The 22,384-nt window shown below is 42.3% G+C and carries 19 protein-coding genes; 6 read left to right on the forward strand and 13 right to left on the reverse strand.

Features of this window, described 5'->3' with window-relative positions:
• Nucleotides 1-127 precede the first annotated feature (127 nt).
• From NI469_RS04695 to cxpE, 4 genes are all read right to left on the reverse strand, one after another.
• Entirely contained in the window at nucleotides 128-2,539 is a 2,412-nt protein-coding gene (locus NI469_RS04695; protein ID WP_253174531.1) for a CSLREA domain-containing protein, read from the reverse strand.
• A 9-nt stretch (nucleotides 2,540-2,548) separates the two neighbouring features.
• Nucleotides 2,549-4,348 carry a rhombotarget A gene (rbtA, locus tag NI469_RS04700; RefSeq protein WP_253174532.1) on the reverse strand — a complete coding sequence of 600 codons (1,800 nt, stop codon included), beginning with the start codon at nucleotides 4,346-4,348 and terminating at the stop codon, nucleotides 2,549-2,551.
• Between the two features lie 120 nt (nucleotides 4,349-4,468).
• The gene (hda, locus tag NI469_RS04705) at nucleotides 4,469-5,173 is read right to left on the reverse strand and encodes a DnaA regulatory inactivator Hda (RefSeq protein WP_004645685.1); all 705 of its coding nucleotides are present in this window, start codon (nucleotides 5,171-5,173) and stop codon (nucleotides 4,469-4,471) included.
• 14 nt (nucleotides 5,174-5,187) lie between these two features.
• Nucleotides 5,188-6,408 carry a chloramphenicol efflux transporter CxpE gene (gene cxpE, locus NI469_RS04710; RefSeq protein WP_004645686.1) on the reverse strand — a complete coding sequence of 407 codons (1,221 nt, stop codon included), beginning with the start codon at nucleotides 6,406-6,408 and terminating at the stop codon, nucleotides 5,188-5,190.
• A gap of 135 nt (nucleotides 6,409-6,543) precedes the next feature.
• On the opposite strand from cxpE, the gene purM reads away from it, so the two are divergent.
• The gene (gene purM, locus NI469_RS04715) at nucleotides 6,544-7,614 is read left to right on the forward strand and encodes a phosphoribosylformylglycinamidine cyclo-ligase (protein ID WP_253174533.1); all 1,071 of its coding nucleotides are present in this window, start codon (nucleotides 6,544-6,546) and stop codon (nucleotides 7,612-7,614) included.
• Nucleotides 7,615-7,620: 6 nt separating this feature from the next.
• Nucleotides 7,621-8,250: a phosphoribosylglycinamide formyltransferase gene (gene purN / locus NI469_RS04720; RefSeq protein ID WP_044108829.1), complete on the forward strand. Its 630-nt coding sequence runs from the start codon at nucleotides 7,621-7,623 to the stop codon at nucleotides 8,248-8,250.
• Between the two features lie 65 nt (nucleotides 8,251-8,315).
• Here purN and NI469_RS04725 read toward each other — a convergent pair whose 3' ends face one another.
• Together NI469_RS04725 and sppA are read right to left on the reverse strand one after the other, a co-directional pair.
• On the reverse strand, nucleotides 8,316-9,119 hold the full coding sequence (locus tag NI469_RS04725) for an alpha/beta fold hydrolase (RefSeq protein ID WP_180037143.1): 804 nt from the start codon (nucleotides 9,117-9,119) through the stop codon (nucleotides 8,316-8,318).
• Entirely contained in the window at nucleotides 9,116-10,138 is a 1,023-nt protein-coding gene (gene sppA, locus NI469_RS04730; protein WP_071850628.1) for a signal peptide peptidase SppA, read from the reverse strand. The genes NI469_RS04725 and sppA overlap by 4 nt, the downstream gene beginning before the upstream one ends.
• Before the next feature lie 126 nt (nucleotides 10,139-10,264).
• Between sppA and NI469_RS04735 the strand changes: the two genes are divergently transcribed.
• Nucleotides 10,265-11,239, forward strand: a complete 975-nt coding sequence (locus NI469_RS04735) for a lysophospholipid acyltransferase family protein (RefSeq protein ID WP_222112221.1) — start codon at nucleotides 10,265-10,267, stop codon at nucleotides 11,237-11,239.
• Here the strand turns inward: NI469_RS04735 and NI469_RS04740 are convergent.
• The 3 genes from NI469_RS04740 to NI469_RS04750 form a co-directional block, all read right to left on the reverse strand.
• A complete protein-coding gene (locus tag NI469_RS04740) occupies nucleotides 11,228-13,690 on the reverse strand; it encodes a DNA internalization-related competence protein ComEC/Rec2 (protein ID WP_222112222.1) in 2,463 nt (820 codons plus the stop codon). The two genes, NI469_RS04735 and NI469_RS04740, sit on opposite strands and share 12 nt — an antisense overlap.
• Nucleotides 13,691-13,776: 86 nt before the next feature.
• On the reverse strand, nucleotides 13,777-14,460 hold the full coding sequence (gene lolD, locus NI469_RS04745) for a lipoprotein-releasing ABC transporter ATP-binding protein LolD (RefSeq protein ID WP_004645694.1): 684 nt from the start codon (nucleotides 14,458-14,460) through the stop codon (nucleotides 13,777-13,779).
• Entirely contained in the window at nucleotides 14,453-15,688 is a 1,236-nt protein-coding gene (locus NI469_RS04750) for a lipoprotein-releasing ABC transporter permease subunit (RefSeq protein WP_005106390.1), read from the reverse strand. The genes lolD and NI469_RS04750 overlap by 8 nt, the downstream gene beginning before the upstream one ends.
• Nucleotides 15,689-15,714: 26 nt before the next feature.
• On the opposite strand from NI469_RS04750, the gene NI469_RS04755 reads away from it, so the two are divergent.
• Nucleotides 15,715-16,278: a PilZ domain-containing protein gene (locus tag NI469_RS04755; protein ID WP_004279140.1), complete on the forward strand. Its 564-nt coding sequence runs from the start codon at nucleotides 15,715-15,717 to the stop codon at nucleotides 16,276-16,278.
• 9 nt (nucleotides 16,279-16,287) lie between these two features.
• On the opposite strand, the gene NI469_RS04760 is transcribed toward NI469_RS04755, so the two are convergent.
• Entirely contained in the window at nucleotides 16,288-17,202 is a 915-nt protein-coding gene (locus NI469_RS04760; RefSeq protein WP_253174534.1) for a DMT family transporter, read from the reverse strand.
• 21 nt (nucleotides 17,203-17,223) lie between these two features.
• Nucleotides 17,224-17,709, reverse strand: a complete 486-nt coding sequence (locus NI469_RS04765) for a YaiI/YqxD family protein (RefSeq protein WP_171260766.1) — start codon at nucleotides 17,707-17,709, stop codon at nucleotides 17,224-17,226.
• Nucleotides 17,710-17,959: 250 nt separating this feature from the next.
• Here NI469_RS04765 and NI469_RS04770 point away from each other — a divergent pair, with 250 nt between their 5' ends.
• Nucleotides 17,960-18,892 (forward strand): hypothetical protein, encoded by a 933-nt coding sequence (locus NI469_RS04770; RefSeq protein ID WP_005247636.1) that lies wholly within the window; start codon nucleotides 17,960-17,962, stop codon nucleotides 18,890-18,892.
• Between the two features lie 410 nt (nucleotides 18,893-19,302).
• On the opposite strand, the gene NI469_RS15840 is transcribed toward NI469_RS04770, so the two are convergent.
• Together NI469_RS15840 and serC are read right to left on the reverse strand one after the other, a co-directional pair.
• Complete coding sequence (locus tag NI469_RS15840) at nucleotides 19,303-19,434, reverse strand: hypothetical protein (protein ID WP_005103875.1); 132 nt, start codon at nucleotides 19,432-19,434, stop codon at nucleotides 19,303-19,305.
• 39 nt (nucleotides 19,435-19,473) lie between these two features.
• Nucleotides 19,474-20,553, reverse strand: a complete 1,080-nt coding sequence (gene serC, locus NI469_RS04775; RefSeq protein WP_005106386.1) for a 3-phosphoserine/phosphohydroxythreonine transaminase — start codon at nucleotides 20,551-20,553, stop codon at nucleotides 19,474-19,476.
• A 360-nt stretch (nucleotides 20,554-20,913) separates the two neighbouring features.
• Here serC and NI469_RS04780 point away from each other — a divergent pair, with 360 nt between their 5' ends.
• Nucleotides 20,914-22,374: a TolC family protein gene (locus tag NI469_RS04780; protein WP_253174535.1), complete on the forward strand. Its 1,461-nt coding sequence runs from the start codon at nucleotides 20,914-20,916 to the stop codon at nucleotides 22,372-22,374.
• Nucleotides 22,375-22,384 lie beyond the last annotated feature (10 nt).

The raw sequence follows: 22,384 nt of genomic DNA on the forward strand, positions 1-22,384 counted from the left end.
TTTCAGATAAAGTCATAAAAAAAATGAGCGTATTGGCATACACTCATTTTTACTACATTTTTCTAATGTCTGCTTAACTGACTGGCATTACTCCATATGGAGGCTTTTTTGATGTTTCAATCATATTTTATTTTCTTAAGCGGCGATAACCTGCAAGCCCTAATAATCCTAGTAGCCCCCACATTCCAATTGCCCCACCACCACTTGAGGACGTATTCGTATTTTTAACTGTATTACGTAACAAGATTGTCGCTTTTTCTGACATTTTTTCATCAGCATCGAAAATCGCATAATCCATGCTGTAATTTGCCTGGCTTAAATTATTTTTTACACTAAATGTCAGCTGTCCCCCATAACAGGTCTGATTTTGATAGGTGTCAGGACAGGCTCCTTGTCGCTCTGCCTTCAGTGAAACTCCCGCAGGCAGCTTAACAATATGAATCGGGATCTCTTTTCCATCTTTATCTTGATAAAAAGCCGACTTTCCTGATGGTAGAGGCCCATCCCCATCATCACTATCATTTTCAAGCGGATTTACCGTCACTGTAAGATTATTCTCTGGACTAAGCTGATATTCATCATCTTTTGCAATTGGTGCAATGTTGTTAAAAGCTGCTCTTAAGAGGCCAGCACTGCTCGCACCTGTAGCCCGGTCTTTAAGGGTATAACTACAGAACTCCATATCAACCGAACTGGTCTGCTTACCATCAGTGCGATACATCATGATCCGGTTTAAATCAGGTTTCCACTCACATTTAAGATTTGGATCATTTGGATTTCCTTCCACAGTGGTCGAATTACCAGTACCAATTAACTTACCAACACCTAAAGTTTTTACACTGACCTCATAATTTTGTGAATTTAAGGCTTTAATTTGAATCTTATCATTGGTTAGAGTTTCTTGAGGCATAGCCAAGATAAAAGGATTAATATAGATTGCACGATATTTCTGATATTGCTTGGTATATTTAAGTAAATCCTGATAACTTTTCAATTCTTCCTTTAAACCAGGAAGCTCATTTTCTGGAGTATTTTTATCAGCAATGATTTCTTCGAGATCATCTATATTCTCCTGATAAAAGTCATTGAGTCCTACCAAACTCTTATTTTGCAAGTCCGTAATATCGGCTGCAGTCAAACGTCGGATTTCAACTGAGCCGATCTCACAGGTATTTTTTGCACTTGGATCAAATGTTAATGTGGATCCAATCACACGATCAATACCACGCTGGTCTTGTTCAATACAGCCACTCACTCCGATATCTACCAAATCCGTTGCGGTCTGATTATCACGCGGGTAATATAGCCCTAAATAGCGATTATCAATAGCAGGCTCAATATAATTTGTTAATAAACTGCTGATTATATTGTTAGAGACATCAAGATTATTTGAAGTAGTATTTTCGTCTAATTCTGGCAATACGCAACGTGATGGTCCAGTCGTTTGAATTGCATTTCGAATTGTTGAAAATTCAACGCGTTGTGGCTTGGTTGGATTTCCCTGATTTAAGGCATATTCACAAGACAGGCCTTGGTTAAAGGCTAAAACATTGAAATTAAAATACCTAAAACCGGTATTGTCATAAAATAAAGTAGATTGGGCTATATTTTCAACAATAGTATTACTTAATGCAGTTAAACTGGAGAATTTACTGAGCGGACGATTAACTTCATTCGTCATACGCACAATATGTCCTGTGGTACTTGCAGTATTCTTCGCAATAGTAGAGTTAACAATTTCTACTGTGGCATAGCCACAAAAATCAATAATACTGTTAGTAGTGTCTGAACCGTTTTTAACAATACTACTGGAATTAATTTTCACATTGGTTTGAGTTGTCCCTAAATTTCCCTGACAGTCCATCGCCAAAACACTACCATATGAACTCGCCTGATTTTTTTGAATCAAAGAATCCTGAATGACAATATTCCTTTCCGTATTCATTGCTACACTATAAATCGCCCCACCTTCTGCAGCTGCTCGGGAATTTACTATTTCACTGGTATTAATACTTAAAGGCCCAGCTACATAAAAAGTACCGCCATTACCCTTATCCAAGGTATTTATTGCTGCATAGCCATCCTTTAAGATCAGATGATGAATTTCCAGACTGGATTGGCTGGCCATACTATTAAATAATCTGGTTTTCCCCTGGCCTGAAATAGTACTTTTTAAAGCCTCCCGGGTTGGATATAACAGCGTAATCGGACTACGACTAGCATAGTTAAGCGGAGTTTTCCCATAAATTTTGAGCGCTGACTCTACGATCAGCTCTTTATCTAATTTGTACTCGCCTGCTTCAAGCTGAATCACATCTGCAGCTGAACCATCCAATCGAAGCGTACGTCCTACATTACATCCGCCATAAGATTTATCCAGTTTTGCAGTTTTAATGGCTTCTCGCAAAGAACAGGCATTATTATTCTCGCCATCTTCATCAGCAAAAGTAGTTACATATATCGTTTTATCTTCGGCTGCCATCAAACTCATGGCAGATAAAATCATGGCCGCAAGCAGTCCTTTTTTATAATTTTTCATGATTTTTCCTTAATCTTTTAATCCACGGCGTAAACCTATTAATCCGAGTAAAATCAGTAGCCCACCACCACCCCATGAGCCGCCTGAAGTTTTGACTGCTTTGTCTTCCATTTCATTTTTTGGCTCCTGAACAATTTGAGTAGTAATAGTCAAATAAGGTTTACTTTTATTAAACCGTGTCGATGAGGTCACCACTTGTAGTTCGAAAATATCTGCTCCATGCCAGGTAGAATCCGGGGTATAAACGACATTGCCATGAATATCGATGATTGTTTTACCCTTGGAAGCTGTTTTGGTTTGTACCACTTTCAAACAGCCATCTTGCCAAGGCTCCCCCGTCGGATTCTGACCAACAATGGCATTACACTGTTCTTTTGGAATTAAATCACTATCTCCCAGATAAGATTCAATTGAAAACTTGGCAATTTCACCCTTTAACAGATCTTGTCCCACCAGACTGCCTGAGATTGGTATCGTGATTTCAACAGCACCACGATCACAAAACAGATTATCCATCAAACGGTTGATCCCGCGCTGATCTGCCGCTTCACATGCTACCGTTGGATTTGCTAAACTCAATCCTGTGCCTCTATTCACAATCGGTGATTCACTCACAAGGATATAGTTCAACAAAATTCGTGGGCGCATATAACCGAGAAATTGTCCTTTAGGAACGCTATATGGACAAAGTATGGCATTATTATTTTCTTGTAGGGTCTGACAAATACCTTCACTTTTATCTGAGGATTCAGCAAAAAGTCGTGTACCATTCCAGAACTGGTTCGGCGCGACGGCATCCCCTACACCACACGAGGCTGTCAGCAGATTATTTTGCGACACAGACTTATCACCAGTGATAATTTGGCAATCCTGTGTACCATTTCTTAAAATAATACTATTCGCTACATAAGCTCTTCCATACGGTGCATGGATATTTAAAGCAGTATTTTCATTGTCAACTATGGTGAGATTATTCAATCCCATCCCGTCCAGGACATTAATGAGTACACCCTTATTTTTTAGTATCGTACTACTTAATACCTCCCCACTAATACCTTGATCTTTACTGGAGTCAGCAAACTGTCCCGCGCTATAAATATTGGTCGCGGAATTATCCAGTGTCTGATTATTTTTAAGTACACTTTGATAAATGAGGAAAGCAGGTAGCTCACTATACAGGATCCCGCCTCGTTGGGCTTTATTATTTTCGATCAGACTATTTTTAATTTGTGCACGGCTTGTTAAGTTCTGACCAAACTTGCCAGCATTATAAATTGCCCCACCCAAGTTGGCAGCAGCATTAAATAGACGGTTATATTCTAGAATTAGCTGACCTTTATTATAAATTAGGCCACCTTGTTCAGCACAACTGGTTTTACCACAGCCTTCAAGATCCAGTTCTTTCAAATTTACCTGAACCAATGTATCTGTACTGTTGATCCGGAAAAGGTTATCAGTACCTTTCATTTGAATATGAGCATTATGCAAGCCTAATGCTTTTTCATCCGTACTGAATTCGCCATCACTTTCTGCGACCGCACGGATGGTAAGAGATTTTTTAATCGCGATATGCTGGTTCAACACATAGGTATTTTTTTCTTTTAAAATAATGGTACTGGATGAGTTCTCCCCACCACACCCCATAAAACCTGATTTAGCTAAGCCACGGTTAACATACTCAACAGCTTCTCGAAGTGAACATTCCTTGTCATCTTTTTCAATATCTTCTGTAGTGGTTACAATAATATCTGCACTATACGACTGCCCCGCTATACATAGCAAAGCTATGCCTATGCTCTTCTTGAGCATAACCTTCTCCTTAATTTTTATTTCTTTCTTTTTCTTCTAAAGTTGCAGAATCCTTGCAACAGCGAATTATTTTGCCTTACTGTGTCATAGACTGAGTAATTACTCAAGAATTTTTATATTTTACCGATATTCGTCAATCAAGGCATATATCTGCCGCAGATTAGCATTGCTGACTTTCAATTTTTCCCCTTTAAGCAATTGAATAATCTGCTCTAATCTTTGAAGCAGCACTGAAGTTTGATGTGGCCCATGGCTTAGTAAATAGTCAAAGATTTGAGGGTCTAAATGGATCCCACGACGATCGAGTACCGAGGAAACCAGCGCATAGCGATCAGCATACAAACTGCCACTCGGAACACGGGTACTGACCGCCTGCGTGAGACGGGATTGTAAATCTGGCAATTCGAGTTTGAGTTCGATAGGTGCAAAACGTGACGAAAACACCAACTGCCCACCACCTTCATTATTATAATTAATCAAGTGAAATACTGCGCGTTGCCAATGGGGTACGCCACTAATCGCTTCGATATCATCAAGTGCTACCAGATCAAAACGATCTAGAGAAGTAATCGCCTCAGTCGGTGCATCTAAAAGCTCAAGCAAAGATACCTGAATTGCAGATTTACCTACTTCCAGATAAGAGTCACAGATGGCAGACAACAAATGACTTTTACCTGTACCGGCTCCCCCATAGACATAAAATTGGTTGATCAGGCCTGCATGTAATTGACGGACAGCATCAATGACATGCCCCCAACCCGGCCCTGAAAAATCACTGATTCGGGCATCGAGCTGAGGTTCTATATCTAACTGCAATTGACGCATACGATTTTTTGGCCTTATGAGTCTTTACGATGTGGATCGTGAATTTTACTTGAGTTCTCCTCTGCTTGCAGCGGTTTTTTCTGTGGCTTTTTCATTTCAATATCAACATCTAAGTCTGCTGTTTCAATATTGATTGAACCGGTAGAGGCATCTTGTATGATAACAGCCCGATCACCATAAAATGGCGTATGTTCATAATACTCACGGATATGCCGCAGCAGTACCACAATCACGGCTGCCACCGGTAAGGCAATCAGCATGCCCAAGAAACCGGCCAGTTGTGCACCTGCCAGAACTGCAAACACTACAGCTACAGGAGAAAGACCGATTTTATCACCTAGCAAGAACGGTTGCAGAATATAGCCTTCGACGGCCTGCCCGACCATAAAGACAATCCCGACCAATACCAGTTGCCACCAGTCGATTCCAAATTGGAAAAAGGTTGCAATGACTGCGGCAATAATTCCAACCGCAAAACCAAGATACGGAATGATACTGCACAATCCGGCAATCATCCCAATGATCAGGCCAATCTCTAGGCCAATCAGTTGCAGTCCCACTGCATAGACTACGCCCAGCAGAACCATGACTAGGAACTGACCTTTAACAAAGGCACCTAACACACTATGACATTCACTCACAATAGTTAAGGTTGTTTTTTCATAAGGACGGGGAATTAGACGGCGTAAGCTGTCTAACATACGATCCCAATCCAGCAAGAAATAAAAGGCAATAATCGGAATCAGGACAATCGTGCCACCAATCTGGATAAAGTTCAGACCAGATTGTGCCAGTTTCAGCAGCATTGCCTGAATACTGTCAGCACTATAATTGGTCTGGACATAGTCCATTACTACTGAGGAAATCTGGTCAGTATCGATCTCCATCGGAACCAGATTAAAGCTATCGGAAAGCCAAGGTAGGAACGTGTAATTGATCCAGTGAATCCCGGCCGGAATGCTATCACGCGCATACATCAGCTGCTGCCAGACTAGTGGCACCAGATACCACATCACCAATGTAACCACGATCCCAATCCCGATAAATACGATACTGATCGAGAGCCATCGAGCCAGCCCAATGCGGTGCAAAACATTAACCAAGGGGCTAAATAAATAAGCAATTAGAAAAGCTGCAACAAAAGGAACTACAACTGGTTTAAGCAGATATAAAACCCAAAGTATCAATGCTATACCAGCAAGTATAAGAATGCGCCGTAAAGTACGATCGACCATAGAATCTTGCCTTTTCTCTATTAATCATTCTAAAAATTAAAATATTTTAATAAAGATAGCATTTTAGGCCACAAATACCATAAGAGTTTTACATATTCAGGTTATAATCGCACCCGCGAATGCGGAGACTTCATTATGAGCAACTCAACTTCTACCCCAAACACTGGTTTAAGCTACAAAGATGCAGGTGTCGACATTGAGGCGGGCGACGCGTTAGTCGATCGTATCAAATCTGTCGCTAAGCGTACCTCACGTCCCGAAGTTATGGGCGGTCTAGGTGGCTTTGGTGCACTTTGTAAAATTCCTAAAGGTTATGAAGAACCTGTTCTCGTATCTGGCACAGATGGTGTTGGTACAAAATTACGTCTGGCACTGAATTTGAACCGTCATGACACAATTGGTCAAGACCTGGTTGCAATGTGCGTGAATGACCTTCTTGTCTGTGGTGCTGAGCCACTGTTCTTCCTTGATTATTATGCAACTGGTCACTTAAATGTTGATGTTGCTGCAAATGTAGTCACTGGTATTGGCGCTGGTTGTGAACTTGCTGGCTGTGCATTAGTTGGCGGTGAAACTGCTGAAATGCCAGGCATGTATGAAGGCGAAGATTACGATCTTGCAGGTTTCTGTGTCGGTGTTGTTGAGCAAAGCAAAATTATTGATGGCTCTAAAGTCAAAGCGGGTGACGTTTTAATTGGTGTAGCTTCTTCAGGTGCGCACTCAAACGGCTACTCACTGCTTCGTAAAATTTTAGACGTGAAAAACGTTGATCTAAATCAAATCGTGGATGGTCGCCCACTTGCAGATGCTGCAATGGAACCAACACGCATTTATGTGAAACCAATTCTTGAACTGTTAAAATACGTTGATGTACATGCGATGGCACACATCACTGGTGGTGGTTTACCGGGTAACTTACCTCGCGTACTTCCAAACGGTGCTCAAGCATTGGTAAATGAATCTTCTTGGGAATGGCCTGAGCTATTTAAGCTTCTACAACGCGAAGGCGGCGTAGAACAGTTTGAAATGTACCGTACTTTTAACTGTGGCGTCGGCATGGTGCTGGTTGTTAATGCAGCAGATGCAGACAAAACTGTTGAATTACTCAACCAGCTTGGCGAAAAAGCATGGGCGATGGGTCAGATTCAAGACAATGCTGAATCGGTTGCAGGTGCAGACGAAAAAATTCGTGTGATCTTCGCGTAATTTCGCATGATTAAAATTGCTGTACTTGTTTCAGGTAGTGGATCAAATCTGCAAGCCTTGATTGATGCCAATCTTTCAGGGCAAATTGTGGGCGTAATTTCCAATAAACCTGAAGCCTTTGCTTTATCGCGTGCACAACACGCAGGCATTCAGACTGCAGTTATTGAACACAAGCAATATCCAAGTCGTGAAGCTTTTGATGATGTGATGCATCAACAGCTTTTGGACTGGGATGTGGATCTGGTCGTGCTTGCCGGCTTTATGCGAATTTTAAGTGAAAAATTTGTGAAAGCCTGGGAAGGAAAAATGTTGAATATTCATCCTTCCCTGCTGCCTAATTATAAAGGCATGCATACGCATCAGCGTGTACTCAATACCGGTGATGTTCTGCACGGTTGTACGGTGCATTATGTTACGGCTGAACTGGATGCAGGCCAAGCGCTTGCCCAAGGTGTTCTCAAGGTTTCTCATCATGATACGGTAGAAAGTTTGGCAACACGTGTGCATAGCCTCGAGCATGTGATCTATCCACAAGTCGTAGAATGGATTTGTAGCGGAACGATTCAACATACTAAAGATGGTGTGTTATATCGAAATGAGAAAATGCAAGCGCCTGTTCAATTCTGCAAGTTCTAAAAAAATTTAGATATAAAAAAACGCATCCTCGGATGCGTTTTTTTATTTCCAATATATTCAATAATTCAAGCAGACTGTTGCTGAATCAGCTGTTTGACCAAGCCAGCTACTTGATCAGGTTGTTCCAATGGGAACATATGTCCACCATCCACCACGGTAAAAGGAATACCAAATTTCTTTTGCACTTGCTGCGGGAACTTGCGGGCCAGAAATGGACCTTTCTTAGCCACAACTAAATGCACAGGAATTTTGGGTTTTGCCTGAGGCAACCACCATAGTGACGGATTGGTTCTAAAGACTGCGACCTCATCCATTTTAGGAATAGTGAGTTCTACCCCACCCCGGATGGGATCATCCTGCAAGGCATGGTCAATATAAGCTTGGAAGCAATCTGCATCAAAATCCTGATAAAAACCTTTAGGGCGCAGCAATTCAGCGGCTTGTTCACGTGAATCCCAATGGTCACGACGGCGTTTGGACAGACCGGCCGGAGACATTTTATCCAATGCTTTTAAGCGAAAAGTTTTCGCAATATGCAAGGCAAAGGCTTCTTTGCCCATAATCATCGGCGGGTCCAGCATGATCATTTGTGAAAACAGTTCCGGACGCTGCAAAGCCGCCTGCAGAGTTAACACAGATCCCAAAGAATGCCCCAGACCAATGACAGGTCGCCCATGTGACTGACGTACAATACTGTCAATCACTTGCTGGGTCAGGCTTTTCCAATGGTTATCAACCGGATAACGCTTGTCTGGCCCTAAAAGCGGCACATAGATAACATCGTAATCATCTTGTAATCCATCAAACAGCTTTTGATAGACTTTGGATGGCACGCCATTGGCGTGCGCGAAATGAATCAATGGTTTCATTGCAGTGTCGTGCTATTTTCTGACTGAAGCTTCTGTGCAACCGAAGAAGCAATTCCATCCCCAATCGATGAACCCATACGACCCAAGACTGATTCAAATGGACTATATTCAATGGTGTAATTCAACGCTTTTTCAGTTTTCAGTTCACGTTTCAAAGTATTTAAGCTACCGATACGATCCGCAATTCCTAATTTCACCGCCTGATCACCGGTCCAGAACAAACCAGAGAAAATGGCAGGATCATTAGATTTCAATTTATTACCACGCCCCTGTTTCACTGCATTAATAAAGTGACCATGCACATTATCTAGCACACCCTGTACATGGGCTTTTTGTGCAGGATCAACAGGCTGAGTCATAGACAACAGAGCTTTATTTTCACCTGAAGTCATGGTGCGATCTTCAACGCCTAACTTTTGCAATAGATTAGTCACACCATAATTCGGCATGATTACCCCAATTGAACCAACCAGACTCGATGGATTGACAATAATTTCATCCGCGGCTGAAGCAATATAATAAGCACCTGAAGCCCCCGTATCGCCAATCACGGCATACAGTTTTTTCCCAGGATGCTGTTTTTTCAGATACTGAATTTCCTGCCAGATCTCATCCGACTGTACCGGTGAACCGCCAGGTGAGTTGATATTTAGTACCACTGCTTTGCTTTGTTTATTTTCAAAGGCTTTTTTCAATGATTTGATGGTATTGCTACTGTTGACACTCTGCTTGTCGGCTGCAATCGTACCCACAATATCCACGACTGCAATATGAGAACCCGCACCAGCGCTGGCATCTGACGAGACTGAACTACAGCTCTTGCCCAATGCCAGAATAACCACAAGCAGATAAGCAAAAGTCAGGAATTTAAAGAAAATTCCCCAACGGCGCGCACGGCGCTGTTCTTCTACCGAAGCTAAAACTGCTTTTTCAAGCAATTTCCATTCCGGACCAGTCGGTTGAACTGGCTGTTGCGTATTTTGTATTTGATTTTCAGGTTTTGGTGGCCAATCGGACATAAATAATCCAATAAATTGATTTATATTGAATCCATTATATACACTGAATCGGGTAATTCTGTCTAAACAAAACGTTTTCGCCTATAATAAATTTTGTTCTCTTTTTTTTGTACTTAGACGAAATCAATGACGAAACAGGGCTCACGGAATTCAGCTTACGGATTACTCAAATACATTAGCCGCCAACCGCTTCCGGTTTCTCGCTGGATGGCCCGTATTCTGGCCTTTATTGTGAACAGTTTTAAAGTCACTAAAACTTCGGAAGTCATTCGTCTCAACCTTGAAATCAGTCTTTCAGAACTGTCTAATCAGGAACGTGAACAGATTAACCGTGCTGCGGTTCGCAATGAATTAATGTCATATTTCGAGTTCTTTACTATTTGGGGCTCAAGCAATCAGAAAAATCTTAAACGCGTTCATCGCGTTATTGGCGAAGATCTACTTCATGATGCCATTGCACAAAATAAAGGCCTAGTGTTAATCGTGCCACATTTTGGTACCTGGGAAATTATGAATGCCTATGTTGCCCAGTTTACCTCCATGACTATTATGTATAAACCTGTAAAAAATCAGGCAGCGGATCAGTTTGTACGGGCTGCGCGTAGCCGCGAACAGGCACATCTGGTGCCGACCGATGAATCTGGCGTCCGTCAGATTTTTAAGGCCTTAAAACAAGGCGGCACTACGGTCATCCTGCCGGATCATACCCCGAATATCGGTGGTGAATATATTCCCTATTTCGGCGTGCCTTTGGCCACGAGTAATTTGAGTGCTAAACTGATTCAAAAGACCAAAGCGCGTGCCCTGTTTTTATATGCCTTGCGTAATACTGATGATGGATTCGATATCTTTATCGAAACGGTTGATGAAAAAATTTATAGTGGCAATGCCAATCAAGGCACGCAAGTCATTATCAATAGTATTGAAAATTTAATTCGTCGCCATCCGGAACATTATCACTGGAGTTATAAACGTTTTAATGCGCATCAAGACTTAGGAAATCTCTATAAACTTGAACATGAACAAGCCCTGAACAAAGTAAATGCGTTGAGAACACAAGAACTACATGAAGTTTCGCCCATATTGGAATCAGTCACTTAAAGGCTGACGATACAACCACTGCCATCCATGTCGTTCGGCAGAAAGCACCAGTTTTGAGCCTTGTTGCTGGAAGTGCACACTCCCCTGTTCTGCCGTGGTCAATAATGGAATATTAAGAGCTTTTAACCGTTGCTGCGTCAGTTGGCTCGGGTGGCCATAACGGTTAAATTTCCCAGCCGAGGCAATCGCCAGTTTAGGCTGCAAAACTTCTAAAAATTGATAGGCTGAACTGTGCTGACTGCCATGATGGCCGAGTACCAGCACATCGACCTGAAGTTCGGGATAGTCTTGGAGCAGCTGATATTCAGTCTCCCAGCCCGCATCGCCCATCAGTAAAAAGTTTTGATACGGTCCGGCATTTTTGATTTGCAGATATACCACACAAGAGCGGTCATTTTTATTGAAGTTTGGCATATTTAACTGCTGCTGCCGAGGTGCCAGAATTTTAAAGTTAATCGTCTCAGACCATTGCCATTGCTGTCCTGCATAACAAAACTGAAAGCTTGAAGAAGCAGCTGTTTCAGGCATCTGATTGGATGACACTTGTCGGATGTTTAGTTGATCTTTAATGCTGTGATATGCACCGCTATGGTCCTGATCCAGATGGGTCAAAATCAGTTGATCCAGTTCCCCAACACCTTGCACAGATAGAAACGGCCTAATCACTTGTCGACCAATACTGAATTTTTCTTCATTATAATAACCACCCATGTCGATCATCATGCTCTTTTGCCCTTCCCGAATGAAGATGGCCTGTCCCTGCCCGACATCCAGAACAGACAGCTGAAATGCATGCTGATTAAGTTGAGGAATGCACAGTGGTACACAGGCAAGTGCTGTCCAGCTTTTGGGCACTAAGCCACGCGGCAAAAAGACAATTAATAAGCCCAAAATACATAGAGCAATCATCCAGACATTCATGGCCACAGGAATCAGTTGCGGTGCAAACAGCCGATCAAGCAGATCTAGAAATGCCAGCAGTATATGAATAAAAATATCATTGAGCTGAAACAGCAGACTCGAAAGTGGTTCAGAGATGAAAAATAATAAAGCCGCCAGAATATCTACGGGAACTATCAGCAGGCCAATCCACGGGATGGCTACCAGGTTGCTTAGCGGGGTAATCCAAGCCACCTGCTTAAAAAACAGCATCATTAAGGGAAACAGGGCCAGAAAAATTTTCCACTGCGACTCCACTAAAACTTTCATTGCAAAATACAGCAGTTGTAATGCTGTTTGTATTGTTTGATTCGGTTGCTGCTGAATGGTTTGATAGATTCGCAGCAAGACAAAACAGGCTCCATAAGACAGCCAGAATGCGGCCGACAAAATGCTAAAAGGATCAAAGAGCAATAATAAGGCAGCACTTAAAATCAGCAGTTTTAATGGCTGCACACTTTGCCTGAGCAGCAAGGTTAAAGTTACAATCACACAAATCAGTAAAGTGCGTAGCGCCGGAATCTCAAAACCGACAAAGGCACAATACAGTAATACACATAACAAAAAAGGCAGACTCAAAAAATACTGCCTTGGCCATTTCAGATAAATCTGCGGTGCGTACCTTGAAATCAGATATTGCAAGGTGCCACAGACGATAAAAGCAAAGATCAGCACATGCGGTCCGGAAATCGCCAGTAAATGACTCATGCCAAAACGCTGGAATTGCTGTTCCGTCGCTTGATCCAAGAGACTTTCATCACCACTTAATAGAGCCAGTAACAAGCCTTTCTGCTGTACGGGTTGTCTGGCCACAAACTCTCTTAAGGCCAGTCGCTGTTGTTCTACCCAGAGCAAAAATCGCTGATTCAACTTTTGTTGCTGACGGAAATGTTGAGCATGACCTAGCGTATAGAGTTGTTGCAGTTGCAACTCCTGAATGCTCTTGATTCGGAAACCGGCCATAACATTTTGCTGTAATGCCCACTTTTCTGCATCAAAGGCACCTGGTGTGGCATAACTATGGCTAGGCCGAATCTGGCCTTGTAATAAATAATAGTGTCCCAGTTCAAGAGTCTGCTGTTTGGTTTCATCATTTACCAAACTGGATGTGGTAGGATCTGAAACTGGCAGAAAACCCATCCACTTAACTGTATTGCCATCAGGATTAAGCACATGCAAGGCTTGCTGGATATTCTGATCGCCCAGTTTATTCAGCTCTTTAATATACACCACGATTTCTTTTTCAGAGACCTCGTGCTCTCGCTTGGATAAACGTTCAACCAATTGCAGATTGGCATAAGCGTGGCCTAAAAACAGTCCTAAAAGCAGGCTTGATCCAGTGATCAACAAGCTTCGCAGCGGTGTATTCGAAATGAACTTTAATTTATGGCAAACCATATACCACAACAGCGCAACGATCAAAACTACCGTCCCGCTCAGTTGAACAGACAGGAAACTTTTCCCCATACAGGCAAGGCCTAAAATCCAGCCAATACATAGCCACTGCAACATTGAATCTTATTCTGTCTTGTTATTATTTTGCCCAATAATAAAGCCCACCGGAGTGAGCTTCAATCAAATGCGAATATTCTCGTTATTTATGGTTCAATCCAGAGACCATCCTGCATATGTAAAATCCGATCTGCTGCATGGGCTAGCTGTTCATCATGCGTCACAATCAGCATCGCCATATTGAACTCACGTTGCAATTCGGTCAGCAGTTCAAAAATCTTTGCTGCAGTCTTGCGATCCAGATTTCCGGTCGGTTCATCGGCCATCATCAGTTTAGGTTTACCCACCACTGCACGCGCCAAAGCTACACGCTGACGTTCACCTCCGGATAATTCACCCGGCTTGTGAGTCAGACGATGCGAAAGACCAACACGTTCCAGTAAATATTCAGCCTGCTGTTTGGCTTCCTTAAACTTCATGTTGTCGCGTAACATCAGCGGCATGGCCACATTTTCCAGTGCCGTAAATTCTGGCAACAGGTGATGAAACTGGTAAACAAAACCCAAATGCTCATTCCGCACATAACCGCGTTCTGCTTCAGACAAGGTATCAAAACGGCGGCCATTCACCATGACCTGACCCGAAGTCGGACGATCTAATCCACCCAGAACATGTAATAAGGTACTTTTGCCTGAACCACTCGAACCCACAATTGAGACAAACTCACCTGCTTTCACTTGTAGCGACAAGCCGCGAATCACATCGACAGTGGCTTTGCCATCGGTAAAGGACTTGTGAATATTCTGGGCATCTAAAATCAGATTACTCATAACGCAATGCCTCTGCCGGTTGAATTTTTGCTGCACGTAAAGCCGGATAAATTGTCGCGACAAAACTAAGGGCCAGTGACAAGCCTACAATCACTAGAACATCCTGCCAGCGCAGATATGAAGGTAAGTAATTAATAAAATAGGCATCAAACATATTCAGGCCTAAAGTATTGTTGAGCCAGCCAATAAAGCCACTAATACTGGTGGCCGCAATAATCCCGAGGATGGCCCCTGCGCAGGTTCCAATCACCCCAATCACGGTACCTTGCACCATGAAAATTTTGGTAATGGTGGCAGGTGAAGCACCCAGAGTCCTTAAAATGGCAATGTCCGATTTTTTATCCGTCACCACCATCACCAGCGAAGACACAATATTAAATGCCGCGACTAGAACGATTAGGAATAAAAGCAGGCTGACCATGGCTTTTTCCATCTGAATCGCACTGAACAGATTACCATGGGTATAAGTCCAGTCCGAAGCATAGAAATTCCCCGGCAAATCACGCACGATTTCCTGAGATACTTGTGGCGCCAGGAAAATATCGTCCAGCTTCATACGTACCCCCTGCGCACCATCCGGTAGACGCAGCAAGGTCGAGGCATCATTTAAAGCGATATAACCCATCATCGAGTCAACTTCAGCACCAATACTGAAGATTCCCACCACTTTAAAACGCTTGAAACGCGGGACAACACCAGCTGGTGATGGGGTGGCTTCTGGCAGAACCAGAGTAATATTGTCATTTAAACCCACACCCATGGCATCGGTCATTTGCTTGCCCAAAACAATACCAAATTCACCTTTTTTCAGGCTGTCGATACTGCCCTCAACCATATGGTTTTGTATGATCGAAACTTTTTTCTCATACTCGGGTTCGATCCCACTGACCATAATGCCGGCGACCTGACCCTGTGCGGTCAGCATGCCTTGTAATTGAGTAAAAGGTGCGACTCCCTGGACATGTTCATGCCCTTCAATTTGTTTTGCAAGTTCTGGCCAATTTGTTAAAATTTGTGTGGAGGAAACAGTCGCTTGAGGTATCATTCCTAAGACACGATTCTTTAACTCTCGGTCAAAACCATTCATCACAGACAAGACTGTAATAAGGACTGCCACACCGAGTGTGAGGCCGATCATTGAGACCAACGCGATAAAAGAAATGAAGTGGTTACTACGCCGTGCGCGAGTATATTTCAACCCTATATACAGCGAGATTGGTTTGAACATAACCATCTAGTCCGAGGTAATAAATTATGGAAAATGTACAGCATCCAAACGGATTTACGGAAAGACGCGTCATGTCTCGAATCGATGCTGCCTTACGAATTAATTATCAGATTATTTCCGATGATGTTGCCTTGAATGATCCTTACGATCCTAACTTCGTGTTGCCCCGCTATTTTCTACTACTTGCAGAACTAGATCAATTTGATCATGCGGTTAACTACGAATTAGAACAATTATCTGAAAAAGATCAACAAATTGCTCGAATCTTATCCTTATTTAATCAAAAGTTAAACCTTATTACCGGTTCTTTGTATGACGCAATTGTACAAAGCATGTTACCTGTACCGGAACAGGTGAATTTTTCGGAAACCGGTTTTAGCTTCTTTAATGAGCGCCCTATCGCTGAAGGCACCTATCTGCACGTGACTTTGAGTCATCCAGAAAATTTCTTCCATATTGCAGCAACCGCTCAGGTGGCCTACAGTCGCGAAGAAGAAAATGGCAAATATCGGACTGGTGCTTATTTTATTACTATGCATCCACAAGACCGTGTCAAACTGGGTGAATGCGTCAAGGCTCATTTTGTCTAAATTACTGCTTTAGTCAGTGCTGCTGGGTGATGAAAGGCGAGCGTTATAGCTCGCTTTAATTTCTCTGGAAAAATATAACAACAAACCAGCCAGTAAGATAACGACGCCAAAGACTGCTCCACCCGATAATTTTTCATCATTCAGAATCACCCCGACAAATAAGGCCAGCATCGGCGTCAATACGGTGGTCAATGACAAAGTGGTCGCCTTGATTTTCTGCACCAGTTTAAAATAACAGAACATCGCAATCAGGGAAGCCATGATTACAGCATAACTGAGTCCAATTAGCGATTGTGCCTGTGGGATCTGGGTTGGTGCAAATTGCCAGATAAATGGCAACATGGTACAGGCCATGACCGCTGAAACAGCAATAGAACCGGCCGCTTGTGCCATAGGTTCGAGAGGTGCATTAACTTTTTTCACCCAGAACATCGAAACACAGTAAATAAAAACACTGAGCAACATCAGGCCTATGCCAATCGGCTGAATATGCTGATCTTTGCCACCGACACAGATAATGCCCAGACCCAGCAAGGCAATCGCCATACCACCCCACTGCGAAGGATAGAGCTTAAGCTGAAATACAAAACGGCCAATTAAACCGGTAATAATCGGCGCCAGTCCGAACATCAGGGCAATAATGCCTGAACTCAGATAATCCGTGGCCAGATAAGTGAAAATCTGTGAGCCGATAAAACTGCATGCGCCAGCCAGGTAACTGTGCATGGATAATTTATCTAAGGGAAAACGGGTTTTAAATAGCCACAACAAGGCAAATGCAAAAGGCAAAGCCAAAAAGAAACGCAATGCCAAAGCCCAGAGCGGATGCAAATCCGTCACACTCCAGACAATAGCTAGCGGTGTCGTCGCCCAGATAAAAACCAATAAAAGATAGGTGGCAATCATATTGGTTTGTGTGGGCATGCGAGTCACTCTGAATAAGGCTTAAAGCGCGGAAGTTTTACGTTTTTGTTTTTGGATGGTCTGATCGAGTGCGCTGGAAAATTCGCGTTTATCCCGTTCTGAAATCGGTGGCGGACCGCCCGTTTGCACGCCCGCTCCGCGTAAGCTGTCCATAAAATCGCGCAGATGTAAGCGCGCTTTGACATTGGCCGTAGTATAAATTTCACCACGGGGATGAATCGCAATTCCGCCTTTTTCAATCACTTCCGCAGCCAAAGGAATATCTTGGGTCATGACAATATCATGCTCTTTCATGCGCAGAATAATCTCTTTATCCGCAGCATCCGCCCCACTCATCACCTGAATTGAATTAATTCTGATCGAAGGAGTTATTCCGACTGGTTGGTTGGCAACAAAAGTGACTTCTAGCTGATAGCGATCCGAAGCACGAATAATCACATCTCGCAGAATACGGGGCAATGCATCGGCATCGACCCAAAGTTTGAATGGCAACACAGGGCTTCCCATTAAGGTATAAATCATGGTTATTCTAGCAAATTGCAGTGATCAGGTTGATGATTAAATCGCTCCATTTTCATTGCATCTGTCATCAATATTTTAAAAAGTATGTGCCCGGTAAAACTGGCATGATTCACGCGAGAAAAAAAATTGACTTCATTTGACTGGCATTTTAATTTTAAAATTCATTCGATTGACTTGAAAAATCGCAATGACCCTCGATTAACTATAAATACATCATCCAAGATCAATTGTGCATATGAAAAATCAGAATAGCCCAGAGATCATCACCATTGATGATCAAAATTTCGGTAGTCATGTCGAACATTGGACCTTGCTCACCGACAACCCTGGCACAGATGTTCCACAGTGGTTAGGCAAAGCTCTTGATGAACCAATCATGCCGATGGGCCTTTGTACACAAGAATGTGATATGGATGCAGAGACCTGGCTGATTCAGGGACCGAGCAAAGCTGCGGTACAGTTGAGTCAAGTGATTGCCGTCGAAAACAACAAACCTCAAGCAGTAAAAACTGCATTTCCGTGCTTTGACAGTCCTTATCAGGTGAAAGCCACGATTGACCGGATTATTAGCTGTAAATCCAATACTCAGGCTGTATTGCGCCTGAATCTGGGTGCTAATAATATTATTTACGCTTTCGATAACCTGTATAGCGTCAATCATCCGCATTATGAAAAAGACCAGTCCTATGTGGTGAATCTGAATGGCTGGGCCTATGAACTTGAAGCGGTCGCAGATCATGAGCATCTGGTGGTTGATGATCCGGCTTCGATCAAGCACCACCGTGCCTTGAATGATATTCTGGCTGCCAATAATGGTGTAGCACCGGATAATTTGCAGGAACAGATTGATGCCTGGCAGCCGCAGTGCGAAGAAGATAAAGAACCTGTAACCGTAGATTTTTCTAAAATGGTAGCTTATCTATACGGCGAAACCATGGGTCAGGAAGATGAAGCCTGGTTCCAGGGCAATATTGTCGGTAAAACGACTATGCAGTTTATGGGTCAGGACTATACCCTTTATGATGTCACTCTCATTCATGATGAAGGCCAGCCTGCGACCTTGATCCGGATTGCAACGCGGAATGACCAGTACAGAGACTTCCAGATTGGCCAGTATATTCGTGGCAACTTGTGGATTCAGGCCAATATTTATAGAAAAGCGGCCTAAGTTCAAACAGAAAAAGAAGATATTCATTTTGATGGGTATCTTCTTTTAATCCATCTATATCCTTATTTGTCATTTTAATTTTTGATTATTTTTTATACATATTTTCTGGCTTAATAATCTATTTAAATTCATTAAAAACCGAGTTATCCACATTTTTAAATTCAAATAAATTCATTTTAAATATTTAAAATAACCCTAAAAACCTTGTAAAAATAAGCGATTGATTTCTCATATAAATAATCTGTTGTCATACAAATCTAATATTTAAATAAAAATGAAATTTATGCTCTTTAATTAAAAATGTACTTTATTTAATCAATTTTTTATGATAAAAATACTCACAACAAATTAGTATTAACGATAAATAGATCGGACAATAAATATCTATGAAAATCGTGCAAGAAGAAACATTACAACAGGTCGAGCATCATCTTAGCTCCCGCTATAATATTGATATGATGTCCTGCCTTTTTTTCATGTTGGGGATGCTGATCTGCGGATTCATCCTGCATACTTTTATTTTCTAAAATTATTGTATTCATAAAAAACCCAGCCTGTGCTGGGTTTTTTCGTTTCAGGAATTAACCATTGCGTTTGGCAAAGTCATCCATAAAGTTCACCAATGCCTGCACGCCCTCTAAAGGCACGGCATTATAAATACTTGCGCGCATACCGCCAACCGAACGGTGACCAGCAAGATTCAATAAATGCTGCGCTTCAGCTTCTTTCAGGAACTGTTTCTCAAGATCAGCATTGGCCAAAGTAAATGGTACGTTCATGATCGAACGGTTTGCTTTTGCAATCGGATTCGCATAAAAATCGCTTTGATCGATATAACCATAAAGCAAGTTAGCTTTCTCAAGGTTCACTTTGTGCATGGCATCTACACCGCCATTTTCTAGCAACCACTCAAACACCAGACCAGACAAGTACCATGCATAAGTTGATGGTGTGTTAACCATTGAGCCATTTTTCGCTTGATCTGAATATTTCAAGATGCTTGGAATTTCAGGTTTAGCTTGATCAAGTAAATCTTCACGAATGATCACCAGCGTTAAACCAGCAGGCCCGATATTCTTTTGCGCACCCGCATAGATCAAACCAAATTTAGAGACATCTACTGGCGCAGATAAAATACTAGATGAATAATCGCAAACTAATGGCTTGTTTGTTTCAGGAATTGAAGCAAATTGCAGACCGCCAATGGTTTCATTATCGGCATAATGCACATAAGCTGCATCATCAGAAAGATTCCATTCGCTTTGTGCACTGATCGCATATTTGCCATCAATTTGGATACCTGCTTTTACAACATTGATATCGCCATAACGCTGCGCTTCTTTCAAGGCTTTTTCAGACCAGATACCGGTATCGATATAGTCTGCTTTGTTGTTTTTGCCAAGCAGGTTCAATGGAATTGCCGAGAACTGTAATGATGCCCCACCCTGCAAGAACAATACTTTGTAGTTCTCAGGAATATTCATGAGTTTACGTAAGTCTGCTTCCGCTTTTTCAGCCATGGCAACATAGTCGGCACTACGGTGGCTCATTTCCATGATCGAAAGACCTTTGCCGTGCCAGTCAAGCATTTCAGCTTGAGCTTTTTCAAGTACGGCAGTCGGTAATGCAGCAGGACCAGCACAGAAGTTGTACGCGCGCATGATTTTTCCTTTCAGAGTGAAACACAATAAAATGATGGCATTTAACCATATCTGGCAGGGTCTTGCACAAAATTATTTCAATCTATGAGTCAAGATAGAGTCAAAAAATCAATGTAGATTCACAAGATAAATTGACCAGTATTTTAGCCTGCTGTTTTTATCATCTTTGCACTCACAATTGAAAATATTCAAGATTAAGCCATTTTTTGATTCTAGATATTCCATTAAAAACAGCCGATAAGTATTTGAAATACAGATGTAAAAGAAACAATACTATAACTTTACACTAGTTCTATCTGCAAACCTTTGATTTATACTAGCCGGATAACATTATCGGCTTTAAATCAGTTTAGCGACTTTATGAACTTAAAGAAAAATAAAAGACAGCTTGTCTGGGGGTTAAATCTGCTTGCATCGATGATGTATGGCAGCTTTGCTCATGCGCAGAGCATCAGCTTTCAGGACGCTGAACGTCAGTTATTGCAAAACTCTTATAGCAGCCAAGCCTATCAAAGTCTGGAGCAGGCTTCAAAACTTGAAGCTGAAGCAGTAAAAGGCGTAGGTCTGCCGCGTGTCGATCTGAATGTTCGTGCGTATGCCTTTCATAATGAACTCGATCTGCCTTTAGGTGCATTAAAAAATAATTTAGAGCAATCCTTAACGGATGGTGTAAATAATAGAATTGATGAACTGAACTTAGGTGATCTGGCTGACCCGCTAAAAAATAGTCTAAGACAACCTATTCAAAATGGGGTGGGCTTAATTCCTGATAGTGCGAATGTCGTGCTGGATGATCAGGTGATTCGCCCAACGGTTTCAGTTATGATGCCGCTTTATACCGGTGGACTGACAAGCAGCGCCAAAGAAATCGCCAATATTCAGGTCGGTCGTAGTCAGCTCAGCAACAAACAGCAGCAAGACACGCAGCGTTTTGAACTGATTCAAAGTTATTTTAATGTACAACTCCAAAAGCAACTGCATGCAGCAGCACTATTTAACTTGAATGCCATGCAACAGCATTATCGCAATGCCTTAAAGATGGAACAGCAAGGTTTTATCAGTAAAGGCCAGCGCATGCAGTTTGAAGTGGCACGCAATAATGCCGAGCGCAGTCAGCAAAATACGCAGGCCAATTTGAATGCTGCCCTGTTCCAGCTGAATAATCTGCTTCAGGAAAGTAGCATCACCGAACTTTCGACGCCTTTATTTGTCAATAAAACCGAGCCACAGGCCTTAAATCATCTGCTGAAAACCTTTAGTCAGAACTCTGCGTTGATTCAAAAAATGCAGCTGGATACCCAATTGGCCCAAGCCAATGTCAAAGCCCAGCAAGCGGCAAAAAAACCGAATGTTTTTGCTTTTGGTGAATATAGTCTGGATCAAAATGAAAACTGGATTGTCGGAGTTGCCGCACGTTATAACCTGTTTTCCGGAATTGATAAAAACAAAAATATTCAGGCTGCCGAACTCAAACGCTCTGCTACAGAATTACTCACTGCACGCACCCAGCAGGAAATTGAAAATTTGATCTATAAATCTTATAGCGAAGCACTCAGCGCACAGCAAAGTGATGCGCTTCTGGCACAAAACTTGAAAGCCGCACAGGAAAATTTACGCATCCAAGAATTGTCCTTTAAAGAAGATATGGGCACCGCCACACAGGTCATCGATGCACAAAATATGCTGAGCGGACTACGAGCTGAAACTGCCTTGAATGCCTATAAATATGTGATGTCACTGGCCACCCTATTACAAAGCCATGGCTCGATTGCAGAATTTCCGAACTACATCCAACATACCAACACTCACTATATTCGCTAATGGAGCCGAA

The sequence above is a fragment of the Acinetobacter lwoffii genome, from assembly GCF_024129735.1.
GTDB lineage: Bacteria > Pseudomonadota > Gammaproteobacteria > Pseudomonadales > Moraxellaceae > Acinetobacter > Acinetobacter lwoffii_H.

Coding starts and splice junctions, on each gene's coding strand:
- NI469_RS04695 (WP_253174531.1), bottom strand. CDS start 2,539: ATGAAAAATTATAAAAAAGGACTGCTTGCGGCCATGATTTTATCTGCC.
- rbtA (WP_253174532.1), bottom strand. CDS start 4,348: ATGCTCAAGAAGAGCATAGGCATAGCTTTGCTATGTATAGCGGGGCAG.
- hda (WP_004645685.1), bottom strand. CDS start 5,173: ATGCGTCAATTGCAGTTAGATATAGAACCTCAGCTCGATGCCCGAATC.
- cxpE (WP_004645686.1), bottom strand. CDS start 6,408: ATGGTCGATCGTACTTTACGGCGCATTCTTATACTTGCTGGTATAGCA.
- purM (WP_253174533.1), top strand. CDS start 6,544: ATGAGCAACTCAACTTCTACCCCAAACACTGGTTTAAGCTACAAAGAT.
- purN (WP_044108829.1), top strand. CDS start 7,621: ATGATTAAAATTGCTGTACTTGTTTCAGGTAGTGGATCAAATCTGCAA.
- NI469_RS04725 (WP_180037143.1), bottom strand. CDS start 9,119: ATGAAACCATTGATTCATTTCGCGCACGCCAATGGCGTGCCATCCAAA.
- sppA (WP_071850628.1), bottom strand. CDS start 10,138: ATGTCCGATTGGCCACCAAAACCTGAAAATCAAATACAAAATACGCAA.
- NI469_RS04735 (WP_222112221.1), top strand. CDS start 10,265: ATGACGAAACAGGGCTCACGGAATTCAGCTTACGGATTACTCAAATAC.
- NI469_RS04740 (WP_222112222.1), bottom strand. CDS start 13,690: ATGTTGCAGTGGCTATGTATTGGCTGGATTTTAGGCCTTGCCTGTATG.
- lolD (WP_004645694.1), bottom strand. CDS start 14,460: ATGAGTAATCTGATTTTAGATGCCCAGAATATTCACAAGTCCTTTACC.
- NI469_RS04750 (WP_005106390.1), bottom strand. CDS start 15,688: ATGTTCAAACCAATCTCGCTGTATATAGGGTTGAAATATACTCGCGCA.
- NI469_RS04755 (WP_004279140.1), top strand. CDS start 15,715: ATGGAAAATGTACAGCATCCAAACGGATTTACGGAAAGACGCGTCATG.
- NI469_RS04760 (WP_253174534.1), bottom strand. CDS start 17,202: ATGCCCACACAAACCAATATGATTGCCACCTATCTTTTATTGGTTTTT.
- NI469_RS04765 (WP_171260766.1), bottom strand. CDS start 17,709: ATGGGAAGCCCTGTGTTGCCATTCAAACTTTGGGTCGATGCCGATGCA.
- NI469_RS04770 (WP_005247636.1), top strand. CDS start 17,960: ATGAAAAATCAGAATAGCCCAGAGATCATCACCATTGATGATCAAAAT.
- NI469_RS15840 (WP_005103875.1), bottom strand. CDS start 19,434: ATGAATACAATAATTTTAGAAAATAAAAGTATGCAGGATGAATCCGCA.
- serC (WP_005106386.1), bottom strand. CDS start 20,553: ATGCGCGCGTACAACTTCTGTGCTGGTCCTGCTGCATTACCGACTGCC.
- NI469_RS04780 (WP_253174535.1), top strand. CDS start 20,914: ATGAACTTAAAGAAAAATAAAAGACAGCTTGTCTGGGGGTTAAATCTG.